The sequence below is a fragment of the Enterococcus sp. HMSC061C05 genome, assembly GCF_001814765.1.
GTDB lineage: Bacteria > Bacillota > Bacilli > Lactobacillales > Enterococcaceae > Enterococcus_B > Enterococcus_B lactis.
The window spans coordinates 1-13,962 of record NZ_KV817752.1 but is presented as its reverse complement, the minus strand read 5'-3'; the positions used below and the strand labels follow the sequence as shown (position 1 = coordinate 13,962).

Here is a 13,962-nt window from a genome sequence, read left to right as displayed (position 1 = left end):
AGTCACAAGGAGCAATTTCAAAAAACAGCTCCTCATATTTTTCATTTGAAAGGACTTATTGTCGTAGATGCAAGCTTTTGAACAACATTTATAGAAGAAACAAGAACTTTAAACAAGAGACTAGACAAATACATGTCTGATCTCTTGTTTTTTATTGGACAACACCCTCTTAGGAAGTATAAAGATAAATTTTACAAACGCTTTCGGTTCAGTTATAATAATAAATGATAACTTGTATATATAAGTTGTGATAAGTAAGAAATCAGTTGAATGGAGGCAAATATCCATGACATTTAAAGACAAAGTCATTTATCAAATCTATCCCAAATCTTACAAAGACAGTAATGGTGATGGAATTGGAGATTTAAAAGGAATTAAAGAAAAACTGCCATATTTGAATGATCTAGGGATCGATATGATCTGGCTAAATCCTATTTATCCAAGTCCTCAAAAAGACAACGGTTATGATATCTCTGATTACACAGCCATCGATCCTATCTTTGGTACGATGGAAGAATTCGAGCAACTAATAGCTAAAGCAAAAGAATACCAAATAGAAGTCATGCTTGATATGGTATTGAATCATGTTTCGACAGAACATGAGTGGTTCAAAAAAGCACTAGCAGGGGATCAGTATTATCAGGACTTCTTCATTTTAAGAGAAGAACCAACGGACTGGGTATCAAAATTTGGTGGGAGTGCTTGGTCGCCCTTTGGAGATACAGGGAAATATTATCTGCACTTATATGATCAGACACAAGCTGACTTGAACTGGCGGAACCAAGCAGTAAGAGAGGAATTATTCAAAGTAGTTCGTTTTTGGATGGAAAAAGGGGTAAAAGGATTCCGTTTCGATGTTATCAATGTTATCGGTAAAGACGAGCAATTGAAAAATAATAAAGAAAATGATGGTAAACCTGAATATACAGACAAACCAATCACCCATACGTATCTAAAAGAATTGAACCAAGCAACGTTTGGGACGGATTCCACTATCATCACAGTCGGTGAAATGAGCTCTACGACGATCGAAAATTGTATCTTGTATACAGAACCTAGTAGAGAAGAATTATCAATGGTCTTTAATTTTCATCACTTGAAGGTCGACTATGAAAATGGCAATAAATGGTCAACTCCTCCATTTGATTTTGCAGAATTAAAGCGACTGTTCCATACTTGGGGAGAAAAGATGAGTGATGGTAATGGCTGGAATGCTTTATTTTTTAATAACCATGATCAGCCACGTGCGCTCAATCGGTTTGTAGCTATCGATCAGTATCGAAAACAAGGAGCAGAGATGCTAGCAACCATGATCCATTTAAATCGTGGAACACCATACATTTATATGGGAGAGGAAATCGGCATGGTCGATCCAGACTATTCCTCGATTTCCGACTATATTGACGTAGAAAGTTTGAATGCTTACAAGTTGCTCCTTGCACAAGGATGTACAGAAAAAGAGGCGTTCCGTCGAATCAAAGCAAAATCTCGTGATAACTCTCGAACACCCATGCAATGGTCCGATGCAGAACAAGCAGGTTTTACTACAGGAAAACCTTGGTTAAAAGTTGCAGGTAAGTTAGAAGAGATCAATGTAGAGAAAGAACGATCTTCTGAGGATTCTATTTTGTCCTATTATAAGAAATTGATTCGGTTGAGAAAAACATATCCAATCGTTGCACAAGGCGATTATCATGCTTATGGAGCAGATCATCCGCAAGTTTATGGCTATCTTCGCCAATTTGAAGGGCAGCAGCTACTTGTATTAACAAATTTCTATGATAAAGATACAAGAATCACCATTCCAGAAGGATTCACAGAAGCCGCTATTCTTATCGATAATTATCCCGATACTGTTCTCCATCAAAACCTGGAGCTAAAACCATATCAGGCAATTGCTTTACTGAAAAACTAAAATAAAAAAGTATAAAACGCCGATCCTACGAGCTATTCTCGTGAGATCGACGTTTTGTGTTTTATTTAAAATAATCTTCTTCAGAAAATGAAGAGTGTTCATACTCTCCTTTGTCGCCATAAAATTTATTGTAGCGTTGTTTGAATTTACGGAAAATAAAAGTAACGAGTAATTTGACTAGCGTATAGATAGGAATACCGAAAATAACGCCCACAATTCCCATTAGATCACCCATGACAAGCAAAACGATCAAGATCGTAATCGGATGGATCTGCAAACGATCACCCATTACTCGAGGAATCACCAAGTCACCATGGAGAAGTTGTACGGCAAACCAGACAATGACAAATTTGACAGCCATAAAAGTAGAGTCTTGGAATGCAATGATCAAACCCGGGAAAAAAGCGATAAACGGTCCAATATATGGAATAATACATAATAACCCAGCAGAAATAGCTAAAACACTGGCAAATTCTAATCCGATCAGTAAGAAACAAACCCAGTAGACTGCTCCAAGGATAAATGAAGCAATGATCTGCCCCTTTAAAAATGAACCCAATTGTTGATTAGCAATCTTTGTCAAATTTTTAAAATCTGTACGAAAGGCTGGTGGGACAATCGCTAAAACTGACTGATAAAATTTTTGAGGATTTCTCAAAAGGAAAAAAGTGACAATGGGCCCAGTAAATAAAGTAATGAAAATAGCTGTAACAGTTGAAAAAATATTGCTGATCCGTTGTGCGCCGCTTTCCCAATAATTTCCAATAAAGCCAGCTATATCAGACGTCACGTCATCAATAGAAGTAAAAAATTGATTAAATGAATCGGCAAAAGGTGTTTTCTCCAAAAATTGACGGAGACTCTCTTGGAAATCTTGAAATAAATCTGGCAAACTGCTAATCAATGTTTTTGTCTGTTCTTCAAGAAAAGGAACAAGCCATACGCTTCCAAGCCCCAATAAAAATAAAATAATCACATAAACAATAATGACTGACAGGTTCCTCGAAAGGTGCTTGCTTAAACGCTTGATGACTGGTTCCAAAAGATAATATAAGATCAGCGCAAACAATAATGGGGGCAAGATAGTAGCGATAATAATCCCAACAGGCTTGAATATAAATGAAATCTGATGGAAAAAATAAATGATCAGTGCCAGCAGGATCACCATACCTAAAACATAGTAAGAGGTTTTGCCTCCCAAAAAGCGGATCAAACGATTCGTTGTATCTGTTTCTTTTTTCACTCATTTTCCTCCTTTGTCTATAACTTTATTATAGACAAAAGAGGGGATAAAAGGAAAATGATAGAGGTTGATTGAAAAAATATCGTGAATCATCCATACAAAAGTTCTCCTCAATTAAAATAAGAAAACGCTTGACAGCTCTTTTAACCCTATGATAAATTAAATTCTGTTGCTAAAACGTAACTATTACGATTTGCTAGAGGCGAATCGGAACATTCAAATGAAAGAAGATGAGAAGGAGTGTTATAAATGAAACGACTGATAGGTATATTGGCTACACTGGTTTTAACAGGTATGTTAGCTGGTTGCGGGGCAAGTGGAGAAGCAGGGGACAGTAAAGAAAAATTGAGCGTGATGACGACCTTTTATCCTATGTATGATTTTACAAAAGCAATCGTCGGGGATGAAGGAGAAGTAGAATTATTGATTCCAGCAGGGACTGATTCCCACGATTATGAACCTTCTGCTAAAGACATGGCAAAGATCCAAGATACAGATATCTTTGTTTATAATGATGAAAACATGGAAACATGGGTCCCCGCAATCCAAAAAACATTACAAGAAGGCAACGTCCATACGATAAAGGCGACAGAAGGTATGCTTTTACTTCCGGGAAGTGAAGAAGGACATGATCATGACCATGAACACGGGGAAGAAGGACATACACATGAGCTAGACCCACATGTATGGTTAGCACCAAGTTTAGCAATCAAGCAGGTAGCAAGCATACGTGATCAGCTGATTGAAGCCTACCCAGAAAAACAGGAAGTATGGACAAAAAATGCAGCAGCCTATACCGAGAAACTTCAAGCACTCCATCAGCTTTATCAAGAAACATTTAAGCAAGCAAAACAAAGATCTTTTGTCACGCAACATGCTGCATTCAACTATCTGGCAGTAGAATATGGATTGAATCAAGTATCTATTGCTGGTCTTTCTTCTAGTGAAGAACCCTCTGCGGCGAGAATCGCTGAACTGAAACACTTTGTTAAAGAACACGGGATCAACTATATTTATTTTGAAGAAAACGCCAAAGATAGTATTGCCAGAACGTTAGCAAACGAAGCAGGTGTATCTTTAGAAGTATTGAATCCTTTGGAGGGGTTGACGAATGAACAAATAGAAAATGGAGAAAACTATCTTTCTATCATGGAAGCAAACCTCGAAGCGTTGAAAAAAACGACAGAGACAGAAAACCCGTTAGAAGATACTTTGACCCCCAAAAAAGAAAAGAGCGTCTATAACGGTTATTTCGAAGACGAGGATGTACAAGATCGCTCTCTTTCAGATTGGTCAGGAACTTGGCAGACAGTAGATACGTATGTAGAAGATGGGACATTTGATCCTGTTTTTGAATATAAAGAAAAATTGAACCAGGATAAAACAGCACAAGAATATAAAGAATACTATACGAAAGGCTATCAAACAGATATTGCTTCAATCAAGATTGGTGAGAAAGAGATGGCATTTACGTTTAAGGATGGAACAACGAAACGTTCAAATTATCGTTATGTAGGGAAAGAAATCTTAACCTACGAGTCAGGAAACCGTGGTGTAAGGTATCTATTCGAAGCAGAAGATAAGGAAAGTGGCGCGTTTAGATATATTCAATTCAGTGATCACACGATTGCACCGTCTGACTCCGAACATTTTCATTTATATGTAGGAAATGAAAGTCAAGAAGCATTGCTAAAAGAAATGGAAAATTGGCCAACATTTTATCCAGACACAATGAATGGCCGTGAAATTGCACAGGAAATGCTTTTGCACTGAGAGACAAAAAGAACCGAAGGGTTTGGATCGGCTGATTATTTAGTCGGTCCAAACTATTCGGTTCTTTTTATGAAATTAACTTTTTTAATCCACGGATAGAGACAGGGATAGTCTCACCGTTTGCCAACGTGACTTCTCTGGTTTTTTTATTAATCGACCGCACGTTTTGTGTATTGATAACATAAGATTTATGACAACGAATAAAATTCCGATGCATTTTCTCGATTTCTTTGATCTTCTCGTAGAATTGCAATTGAGCATGAGTCAAATGAACTTCCAATTTATGTGGTGCGCCTAATGAAGTAGAAAAATATTGGATTTCTTTAATCGGTAAAAATTTGATCTCATCATTGAACTCTATTTTGAAGATATCTTTTTGGATCTGGGACATTTGAAAATCTTCAAAAATTTTGCTCAGGATCTGCTCGACATTTTCTTTTAAATCATAAAGGTCTTCTTTCACAATATAGTCAGTCGGCTCAATGTTGCTTTTTAAGATTTTCATCGACATTTCCGTATGAGAAGTCACGTAGATGATTTTTCCTAAAGGATCTAATTCACGGATCAATTTACCAATCGCTACGCCATCCATTTCACTGTCTTCTAATTCAATATCTAAAAAGTAAATACCAAAAGAAGAAGTTCTGATCTTGGCCGCATTGAGAAGTTCTTCCGGATCAGAGGTAGAAATATGAACATAACTGTCTAAGTTTTCAATCATGATCCTGTTTTTGATCACCGTTGATAAAACTTCCAATTGTTTTGGATCGTCTTCACAAATATAAATGGGAATCATATCATTACTCCTTTATTTTATTTGTATATAAATCGTTTGAGAAAAACGTTGGTTTTCAATTGATGTTTCAAGGAAAAGATAAGGGTTTGTCTTTGTCAATTCATCCAAGATAAACAAGCCAAGTCCTTCGTTTTTTGGATTTGTTTTTGTTGAGAAACCTTTTTGTTTCAACTGGTTTAACGGTAATGTATTGGTTGTTGTATTGATTACACGAATCATCACGGAATGATTTTTCTTGATGATTGTCAATTCGATCTTTTTCTTCTTTGCAGCACTAGCTCCTTCAATCGCATTGTCCAAGATAATACCAAGCATACGTACAAGGTTTACCGTATGTTTCGTATCCAACTCGATTGGCTTAGGAAAATGAAGCTGGACGATCAATCCTTTTTCCTGTGCCATCATAAGTTTTAATGACAGCAAACTGCGTATTTCAGGAACTTTCATATTATCCAACATACTTAGATTGGCCGGGAAAAGGTTCATCATCTGGCGTGTAGGCAATATCGTTTGATCGTAGTACGACCGTAATCCTTCCAAGTCGCCTTCTGCAATGTAGCTGTGAAGAGAAAAGAGCAGATTTTGGTAATCATGTTTGAATTCTCTCAAGTCTTGATAGTTTTTTTCCAGATCTTTGATATAATCCTGCTGCATCCTGACTTGTTGCTCTAACAACTGATCAGCTAATTTCTTATTAGAGATTTTCCAATAATAAACCAAGATGATCAAGCCGACACACAGATAGAGAATAAAAAAACTAGTATTCAAAGCTAAGACATCAGGTGTTTCACCAGAAAAACGGGTATAAAAAATAATGATATAGTATGTAAATAATATCAACGTCCCAATCGTACCGATCATACGGCGGTCCACTGTGTGAAACCAAGTCTCTAACGATTTTTTAAAACAAAAAGCTAATAAAGCAGATAAAAGAGCGGATAAGGCAATGTGAAAATACTGCAAGGAATCTCCTGGTTCAACAACCGCAGATTTCAAAACAAAAAAATCGCCGATGCTTGTTAAATGATCTCCTAAAAGCGACGTCAATAATCCAAAAGGAAGCGCGTAAACTAATTGTTGACGCGAAGTCGAAAAGAAGAAAAAAGTAAGCATCAGCATTCCTATAGCAATTAGAGCAGTAAAAATCCCTAAAACTGAGTAGACCCATCCAATCAAAACGCAAGAAATCAGAGTGACTCCTGCAAACAGATAATTGTATCGGATATGATGGTCAATCAATAAGATACAAATTGTGTAAATCAAATATTGCAACGCTATGGACCATAAAAACATAAAGTACAGCTCCCATTGATTTTTACCAAATTATAGCACAATTAGCGTATTATTTTTTTAATTTTTCAGGGATTTTGAATTCAGAACTCATACCAAAGCAGCAGCCAGATACAAAAAAGTCAGATAAGTTAGTTAATTGTTTAATGATTGTTTTTTTCATGAAAGATTCCTCCAAAATTCATCAAGTAGTTTGTAATAGGAAGCAACGTAGCTATTTCTAAAACAATCCCAAGTAGCAAATAGGTAGAAAAGTAAGAAGCTGAGAAAAATAAAGTGATGAGAGAAAAAATTAGAAACATGCTGATCGCCTTCTTTAATAATGGTGGACGTTTCTCGGGTTCAATGGGATTGATGGCTGTACCTCTTGATCCATAGCGAAGCAGTAACAAAAAGCAGCTGATTAACAAAAAGACCATCATTGGGAAGGAGATAGTCAATTGCAGATGTTTCATCACCAAGGGAACGCCCCATAAATAAAGCAGTGTCCACAGCAGACAAACGAATTCAGAGTCGGAATGCAATCCATAAGCATATCTGCGGATGCAGATATAAGAAAGAAAGGTGATTCCTGTTTCCGCCCATGAGCCCGTCACCAGAGAAAACACTAGAACGACCGCTAGTTTTCCAAGGTTGTTCAATAAAACTTCTAAGGCAAATTTTACTTGGACATACACCATATCTTCTTCCGATTTGTCTCCGCTGAACAAGGTTTCTAATAATTTGTTCACAACTTTATCTTTCATCTCATACGTACCTCCACCACAAATTCTATGCTAAAAAAAATAAAAAACGTGTTTTGTTTCATAAAAAGTGGTTTTGACATCAAAACCGTCATGATTTCCTTAAAAAAATCTTCATTTTTTTAAATCCTTTCCAAAAAAGGTGACAGTTTTGATACGAAAAGTACATTTTATGACAAGTTTGTGTTTTTTCGAGTATTTTATGTTAAAAATTTACTGACCTTAGAAAAGGTGATGGAGGGATTCTTATGGAAAATGAACAATTGTTTGAAGTCGGCGAAACATATGCATTTAAATCTGATTTATTTGAATCACCAATAAAAGGAAAAATAGAAAAAATCTATGAAAATAGCGTGATGATACGTGTCATGAATTGCGCAGCAGAAGACAATGATACCGCTCATAATCTGCACTGGCAGTTAGTCGTACGCAAATCAAGTACAATAGAAGAATAAAAACAGATAAAATGTTGAGAGCATAAAAGAGTAGAAGTTCATCCATTCTACTCTTTTATTTTCATGAATAGGCGTGACTTCTAGCTACTATTGGCGAAGCAGCCTTTAAGGAGCAGATAAAGTCAAGGCTTTTATTTCTATAAATGAAGTAGTAAAATGAAGAACAGATTTTATTACAGGAAGGATGCCGATAATTGTGATTATTGTTGCAGGAACGATCGGTGCAGGGAAAAGCACACTGACTGAAATGCTTGCCCAAGATTTAGAAACAAAACCTTTTTATGAGAACGTGGAGGATAATGAAGTATTGCCACTGTTTTATTCTAATCCGGAAAAGTATACTTTTTTATTGCAGATATTTTTTTTGAACAAACGTTTTTTGGCGATTAAAGATGCTTTCAGCCATGATGACAATGTACTAGACCGCTCCATCTACGAAGATAGTATGTTGTTTCATCTGAATGCCGATTTAGGGCGTGTTTCTGAAGTAGAAGTAAAGCAGTATGAGGGTCTTTTAGAGACGATGCTGAAGGAATTAGAAGAAATTTCGCCGCAAAAGAAACCGGATCTACTGGTTTATATTCGTGTATCCTTTGAAACTATGTTAGCAAGAATCAAAAAACGAGGTCGGGAATATGAACAGCTAGAGCAAGATCCTGAACTCTATTCCTACTATAAAGAACTCAATCGACGTTATGAAGAATGGTATGAACAGTTTGATATATGTCCCAAAATAGTAATCGATGGGGACAAATACGATTTCGTAGCCGATCCAGCATGTGGAGAACAAATCGTACAAGAAATCAAGATGCGGGCAAAGAAAATGACAGAAGAGGCAGATGGCCAGTCGATCCGCTACACTACAAATAACCCGAAAGCAAAGGGTATCTTTACAACTAAATAATAAAAAAACTAAGCAAATTGCTCACTCACAAAATTTCTTTGTGAACAGCATCCTGCTTAGTTTTTTTGATTCAGGGGAATCAAAAGGTGAAACGGTTCGTATGATAAAACTGCCATAACTGAAATGTCTGAGTGAGGGCCATGATCAAGAATAAAATAGAAACGACCAAAATCGAATGGGCGCCAAACAAATGATGACAGAATACAAGGACAATAGCCCCTGCGATAAAGGCAAGAACGACAGTTAAATAGTGGAAAAATCGATCAAAATCTGCTTTTTCTTTAGAAATACAATAATCATATAAATTTGTTGCTACCCCTTTTAAATTTCCTGTTGTGAATAAATTTGTGTAGGCACGCCCGTTGATTTTATCAAAAGCCACCCACTGGATCGAGGCCGTAAAAGCAATTAAAATCGTTACTAATGCGGGATGCTCATGGACAGGTGTCAAACTGACAAAGAAAAAAATCACCGCTTCATAATATAGAACAAATAAGCGCCAGAAATGTTTTTCTTTTTTTCTAAAATAATCAATCAAATACTTTGTTAGAAGAATCCCTAAGAAAAAGAAAAGGGTAGACAATACTTTTTTGCCAACGCTTAGCCACTCTCCGTCAAAAGCTTGGATGATCGATAGGATGATATTGCCAGTTTGAGCAGAGGCAAAAGCACCATACTGGATATAAGTATAACTGTCCATTGCTCCTCCGATAAATGTCAGCAAAAGACCTATTGTACGCCCTTCGTGAAAGGAAGTCTGCATTTTTTTCATCACCTTTTATGAATATAATTTTGTCTTCCTTATCTTAGCATAAACGATTGAAAAAAAGGAAAAATTTTCAGAAAACTAAAATCATCTCGCTCCCCATTTTCATTTTTAGAAAGGTCTGTTAGTATAAAGAAAAAATAGACAACGAGATTTTAAATAATCAAATTGGAAGAAACAACTTCAAAGAAGAAAGATGGGAAGGAAATCAATCAGTTGGATGAAAAAGAAATTCTCCGATTACAAAAAGAACTGAATCGTTGGGAGAACAAATATAAAAAGCTTCAACAAGTCTTTCGGCTACAAGAAGAAATCATTGCTACCTATGAAGCGGCTTATGGAGAAGCCCCTGGACTTATTGAGGAAGAAATGCAGGAAAAAGAAAGCAAAGAAAACAACTCTTTCTTTAAAATGATGGAGAAACGTTCTTATAATCGCTTCAATCAAGAACAAAAAGCAGCTATCACATACGATATGCAGAAACATCTTCGAATCATAGCGGGAGCTGGGAGCGGCAAGACGCAAACAATCTGTGCAAAAGCTGTGTACCTGATGACACAAAAACAAGTAGACGAAGAACGCATACTGATGATTACTTTTACACGGAATGCTGCAAATGAACTAAAAAAACGAGTAGATAATTTCAGCCAAAGGAAAACTGCTGTCCATATCGGAACATTCCACAGTATCTTTTTCAGGATATACAATGAGATTTGTCGAAAATTCCCTGATGTGGCAATGCAAGGGATACAAGGAGACTTTTCAAAAGATACTGCGCAAAAAGTAAATGCTGTTTTGCAACAGCTGATACGTAAATATAATCTTTATCTATTTGATCAATATGGAGAAAAAACGATTGCTTCTCGCTTAGACTATTGGCAGAATATGAACCTATCAATAGAAGAAATGATCCAGTTAGTTAAAGAAAAATATGATTCCATTGATAAGAATACAAGACAACCGATATCAGAACGACTGTATGGATTGCTCACAGAACTCCAAGAACAAAAAAGAAGGCAGCAATTGTTAGAGTTCAATGATGTACTCCAAAATTTGAAAAGCGCTTTGGAGAATGACGAGATTCAGCGCTATATTGGACAGAAATATGATTATCTATTTATTGATGAATTTCAGGATACTAATCCACTTCAATGGGAAATCGTGAAGCGGATGACAAAGGAAAACGGGATCAAGTTAATCGTTGTTGGAGATGATGACCAAAGTATCTATGGATTCAGAGGATCAGAGCCAGCATATATCAAGAACTTTGAAAAAGAATATCCTACTAAAACTCTTTTCTTATTAACTAATTACCGCTCTCGGGCAGCTATTGTCCAAGGAGCGAATAGATTGATCAGCTATAACAAAAATGATCGGATACCAAAGGCGATGATTCCAGCACAAAAAGAAGCGGGCATTATGGAGGCTTATTTGTTCTCAGATACAAAAGCAGAAAGCCAGTGGCTGATAAGTCAAATTCAGTCATTTATTCAAAAAAATGGGAAATATAAGGAATCGATCATATTATACCGATCGGCTTCGCAAACACAGCAACTTGTCCAATCTCTGCTGAAAACGAATATTCCTTTTGTACTGGAAGCAGATAGTCCATATGAAGGTATCTTTGGCATCAAGTCTTTCCAACAGTTCTATCAAAAAATCGTTCATTGGCAAACAGCACAGAATCCGCAAAAGAAAAATCAGGCCTATCAGCAGTTGCTGCGGCAGCTGATGGTAGACTGCTATCTGAAAAAAAGTGAATGTGATCAATACTTTTCTCCTAAATATCAAAATACAGCCATTACGGATTATATTTTGTCGGTAAGACCTAATTTAAAATCCAAATCTGCAGAAATCCGCCAGTTTGAGGAAGCGTTGCGTAAAACAGACCAGCATCAAGAAATCTATTCGCTTGTACAAAGCTATCTTCATCTGCCACGTATAGCTAAGGAAATCGATCAGAGTGATCAAGAATGGATACGAGAAGAAGTAAAGCAACATGCTACTTTTAGAAGTATCCAAGCCTTATCGCAAGAAACCCAAGCAACAGCTAAAGAATTAAAAACCCGCTTGATTGCTTACAGACAAGGAAAACTTGATGCGCTATGTATCCAGAGCATTCATAAAAGTAAAGGTCTTAGTTACAGAAATGTCTTTTTAATTGGCTGTAACGAAGGAAGTTTGCCTTATAACGGAGCAACAGAAAAGAAAGTCATTGACTCTAATGAAATAAAAGCAGAACCAGCGACGACGATAGAAGAAGAACGAAGACTATTTTATGTTGCGATGACTAGAGCAAGAAATCGTCTGTATCTATGTGTACCTCAAATGAAAAATACAAGAAAATTGAAAGTATCGAGATTTGTCAAAGAAACCGGTAGTCGTATGAAAAAAGGAAAGTGATGGAAAAGAGGTTGTGACAGGAGTGGTCAGCTTCAAGAAATAAGAAGGAATTTACGGAAATTGCTTCTCAAATTTTTGTAAAATTTCGGCTTATTTTCGAAGAAGCTACTTCTGGAACACCGTTTATTCGGAAAAGGGAGGTGTGACAAGATTTTTGTCACACCTCCCTTATTTATTTTTGAAAAATGAGAATACTATTATTAAAACAGGGAATAAATAGAATAATTCTCATTATTTAAACGCAAATAATCGATTTTTTTCGACTTTTTTTATTTTTTATTAGCTAATAATTGGTATTTTAAAAGAAATTGCTGTAGAATTGGATTATAATTAAAAAGGAGTGAGAAAATGATAAAAGTATATACTTCGCCTAGCTGTACTTCCTGTAGAAAAGCAAGAGCATGGTTGCAAGCGAATCAACTTGAATTTGAAGAGAAGAATATTTTTGCCGAACCGTTAACAGAAAGTGAGATCAAAAAGATCTTAGCAGCGACTGAAGGAGGAGTTCAAGATATTATTTCCACTCGGTCGAAAATTTACGAGAAGTTGGGAATAGATTTTAACGAATTAACTTTAAAGCAAATGATCGTCCTATTCAAAGAATATCCTTCATTATTGAGACGGCCTATTTTGATTGATGAAAAAAGAATACTAATCGGATTCAATGAAGATGAAATCCGGTCATTTGTCCCTCGTGAAATTCGGTGTGTTGCTAGAAACCTAATCTATTTACAAAACAATAACATCTTAAATTCATAGGGAGGGAGTCTTCGTGGAAGTGAAAGTCTATGGATCGGCGCACTGTGTAACCAGTCTGAAGGCGAAACAATGGTTAGAATACCATCAATTGCCTTATCAATTTGTTGACTTAGAAGAACGCGATCTAAGTACAGAAGAAGCAGAAGAATTATGCAGTTTTGAAGAAGTGCAAGCAGAACAGCTATTTGCGACTTGGTCTGAGGCTTTCCATAACATTGCGATAGACCTTTCCTCTGTAGGTAAAAAACAACTGATTTCTTTATGTACACAACATACAAAACTCCTCAGACGTCCGTTGATCATTATCGATGAAGTTCTATTTATTGGATACAATGAGCAGTTGATGGAGCAACTTATCCTAAATAAATAGTCTTTACCTATTTTAATCAATTTCTGAGCGCTTCGTACAGTTGGAACAGTCGAACACTTAACATCAAGTGTGTTATGTGTTCTTTTTTTGTCTTTATTTTTCTACTATAAAAGATATGCTCGATTTATTTGGTCAAAATTCAAATGTACGAGGGAAAATAGGCTGAGAAATATATTGACATGTGTAAATTTACATGATATATTCATTTTTGTTGTTTTAAGTAATACGCAAATAAAGCAGCATTAAAAAAACTTGAAAAATAGTTATTGACATGTTGATGATGACATGATAAGATAACTGAGTCGTTAAAAAAGAACAGCTTGCGAAGCTTGATTCTATCGAAAAAAACTTCAAAAAAGTTCTTGACAAATAACAAACGATAAGTTATGATAAATGAGTTGCTGAAAGATTTCGAAAAACGAAATCGAAAAAAACTTTTAAAAAGAGTTGACAATCACTTGTCGCTTTGATATGATATAAAAGTGGCTGCGGCAGCCGAAACAAATCGGAGAAATACTTCCGATGAAGTAGACCTTTGAAAACTG

Annotated in this window: 12 protein-coding genes; 7 read left to right on the top strand and 5 right to left on the bottom strand. The window is 36.1% G+C overall.

What is annotated here, in order from left to right; translation table 11 throughout:
- The first annotated feature begins 286 nt into the window (after positions 1–286).
- Positions 287–1,915 carry an alpha,alpha-phosphotrehalase gene (treC, locus tag HMPREF2988_RS10600; protein ID WP_070770619.1) on the top strand — a complete coding sequence of 543 codons (1,629 nt, stop codon included), beginning with the start codon at positions 287–289 and terminating at the stop codon, positions 1,913–1,915.
- Positions 1,916–1,976: 61 nt separating this feature from the next.
- On the opposite strand, the gene HMPREF2988_RS10595 is transcribed toward treC, so the two are convergent.
- Positions 1,977–3,158, bottom strand: a complete 1,182-nt coding sequence (locus tag HMPREF2988_RS10595) for an AI-2E family transporter (RefSeq protein WP_002293256.1) — start codon at positions 3,156–3,158, stop codon at positions 1,977–1,979.
- 249 nt (positions 3,159–3,407) lie between these two features.
- On the opposite strand from HMPREF2988_RS10595, the gene HMPREF2988_RS10590 reads away from it, so the two are divergent.
- Positions 3,408–4,931: a zinc ABC transporter substrate-binding protein AdcA gene (locus HMPREF2988_RS10590; RefSeq protein ID WP_070770618.1), complete on the top strand. Its 1,524-nt coding sequence runs from the start codon at positions 3,408–3,410 to the stop codon at positions 4,929–4,931.
- A gap of 67 nt (positions 4,932–4,998) precedes the next feature.
- On the opposite strand, the gene HMPREF2988_RS10585 is transcribed toward HMPREF2988_RS10590, so the two are convergent.
- The 3 genes from HMPREF2988_RS10585 to HMPREF2988_RS10575 all read right to left on the bottom strand — a co-directional run bounded on the left by HMPREF2988_RS10585 (position 4,999) and on the right by HMPREF2988_RS10575 (position 7,763).
- Entirely contained in the window at positions 4,999–5,727 is a 729-nt protein-coding gene (locus HMPREF2988_RS10585) for a LytR/AlgR family response regulator transcription factor (RefSeq protein WP_002293258.1), read from the bottom strand.
- A gap of 12 nt (positions 5,728–5,739) precedes the next feature.
- The gene (locus HMPREF2988_RS10580; RefSeq protein ID WP_002373258.1) at positions 5,740–7,020 is read right to left on the bottom strand and encodes an ATP-binding protein; all 1,281 of its coding nucleotides are present in this window, start codon (positions 7,018–7,020) and stop codon (positions 5,740–5,742) included.
- Positions 7,021–7,160: 140 nt separating this feature from the next.
- Positions 7,161–7,763: an accessory gene regulator B family protein gene (locus tag HMPREF2988_RS10575; protein ID WP_002293263.1), complete on the bottom strand. Its 603-nt coding sequence runs from the start codon at positions 7,761–7,763 to the stop codon at positions 7,161–7,163.
- A 245-nt stretch (positions 7,764–8,008) separates the two neighbouring features.
- Here HMPREF2988_RS10575 and HMPREF2988_RS10570 point away from each other — a divergent pair, with 245 nt between their 5' ends.
- On the top strand, positions 8,009–8,215 hold the full coding sequence (locus tag HMPREF2988_RS10570) for a hypothetical protein (protein WP_002293266.1): 207 nt from the start codon (positions 8,009–8,011) through the stop codon (positions 8,213–8,215).
- Positions 8,216–8,399: 184 nt separating this feature from the next.
- Positions 8,400–9,119 (top strand): deoxynucleoside kinase, encoded by a 720-nt coding sequence (locus HMPREF2988_RS10565; RefSeq protein WP_016853096.1) that lies wholly within the window; start codon positions 8,400–8,402, stop codon positions 9,117–9,119.
- A 79-nt stretch (positions 9,120–9,198) separates the two neighbouring features.
- Here HMPREF2988_RS10565 and HMPREF2988_RS10560 read toward each other — a convergent pair whose 3' ends face one another.
- A complete protein-coding gene (locus HMPREF2988_RS10560) occupies positions 9,199–9,882 on the bottom strand; it encodes a YoaK family protein (protein WP_070770617.1) in 684 nt (227 codons plus the stop codon).
- Between the two features lie 219 nt (positions 9,883–10,101).
- Here HMPREF2988_RS10560 and HMPREF2988_RS10555 point away from each other — a divergent pair, with 219 nt between their 5' ends.
- The 3 genes from HMPREF2988_RS10555 (at position 10,102) to HMPREF2988_RS10545 (ending at position 13,417) form a co-directional block, all read left to right on the top strand.
- Positions 10,102–12,288 carry an ATP-dependent helicase gene (locus HMPREF2988_RS10555; RefSeq protein ID WP_070770620.1) on the top strand — a complete coding sequence of 729 codons (2,187 nt, stop codon included), beginning with the start codon at positions 10,102–10,104 and terminating at the stop codon, positions 12,286–12,288.
- 348 nt (positions 12,289–12,636) lie between these two features.
- On the top strand, positions 12,637–13,047 hold the full coding sequence (locus tag HMPREF2988_RS10550; protein ID WP_002286258.1) for a Spx/MgsR family RNA polymerase-binding regulatory protein: 411 nt from the start codon (positions 12,637–12,639) through the stop codon (positions 13,045–13,047).
- A 13-nt stretch (positions 13,048–13,060) separates the two neighbouring features.
- Complete coding sequence (locus tag HMPREF2988_RS10545; protein ID WP_002315910.1) at positions 13,061–13,417, top strand: Spx/MgsR family RNA polymerase-binding regulatory protein; 357 nt, start codon at positions 13,061–13,063, stop codon at positions 13,415–13,417.
- Positions 13,418–13,962: the final 545 nt, after the last annotated feature.

Bases quoted from the DNA above. Each gene is read 5' to 3' on its own strand.
- treC (WP_070770619.1), top strand. From the start codon at position 287: ATGACATTTAAAGACAAAGTCATTTATCAAATCTATCCCAAATCTTAC.
- HMPREF2988_RS10590 (WP_070770618.1), top strand. From the start codon at position 3,408: ATGAAACGACTGATAGGTATATTGGCTACACTGGTTTTAACAGGTATG.
- HMPREF2988_RS10585 (WP_002293258.1), bottom strand. From the start codon at position 5,727: ATGATTCCCATTTATATTTGTGAAGACGATCCAAAACAATTGGAAGTT.
- HMPREF2988_RS10580 (WP_002373258.1), bottom strand. From the start codon at position 7,020: ATGTTTTTATGGTCCATAGCGTTGCAATATTTGATTTACACAATTTGT.
- HMPREF2988_RS10575 (WP_002293263.1), bottom strand. From the start codon at position 7,763: ATGAAAGATAAAGTTGTGAACAAATTATTAGAAACCTTGTTCAGCGGA.
- HMPREF2988_RS10570 (WP_002293266.1), top strand. From the start codon at position 8,009: ATGGAAAATGAACAATTGTTTGAAGTCGGCGAAACATATGCATTTAAA.
- HMPREF2988_RS10565 (WP_016853096.1), top strand. From the start codon at position 8,400: ATGCCGATAATTGTGATTATTGTTGCAGGAACGATCGGTGCAGGGAAA.
- HMPREF2988_RS10560 (WP_070770617.1), bottom strand. From the start codon at position 9,882: ATGCAGACTTCCTTTCACGAAGGGCGTACAATAGGTCTTTTGCTGACA.
- HMPREF2988_RS10550 (WP_002286258.1), top strand. From the start codon at position 12,637: ATGATAAAAGTATATACTTCGCCTAGCTGTACTTCCTGTAGAAAAGCA.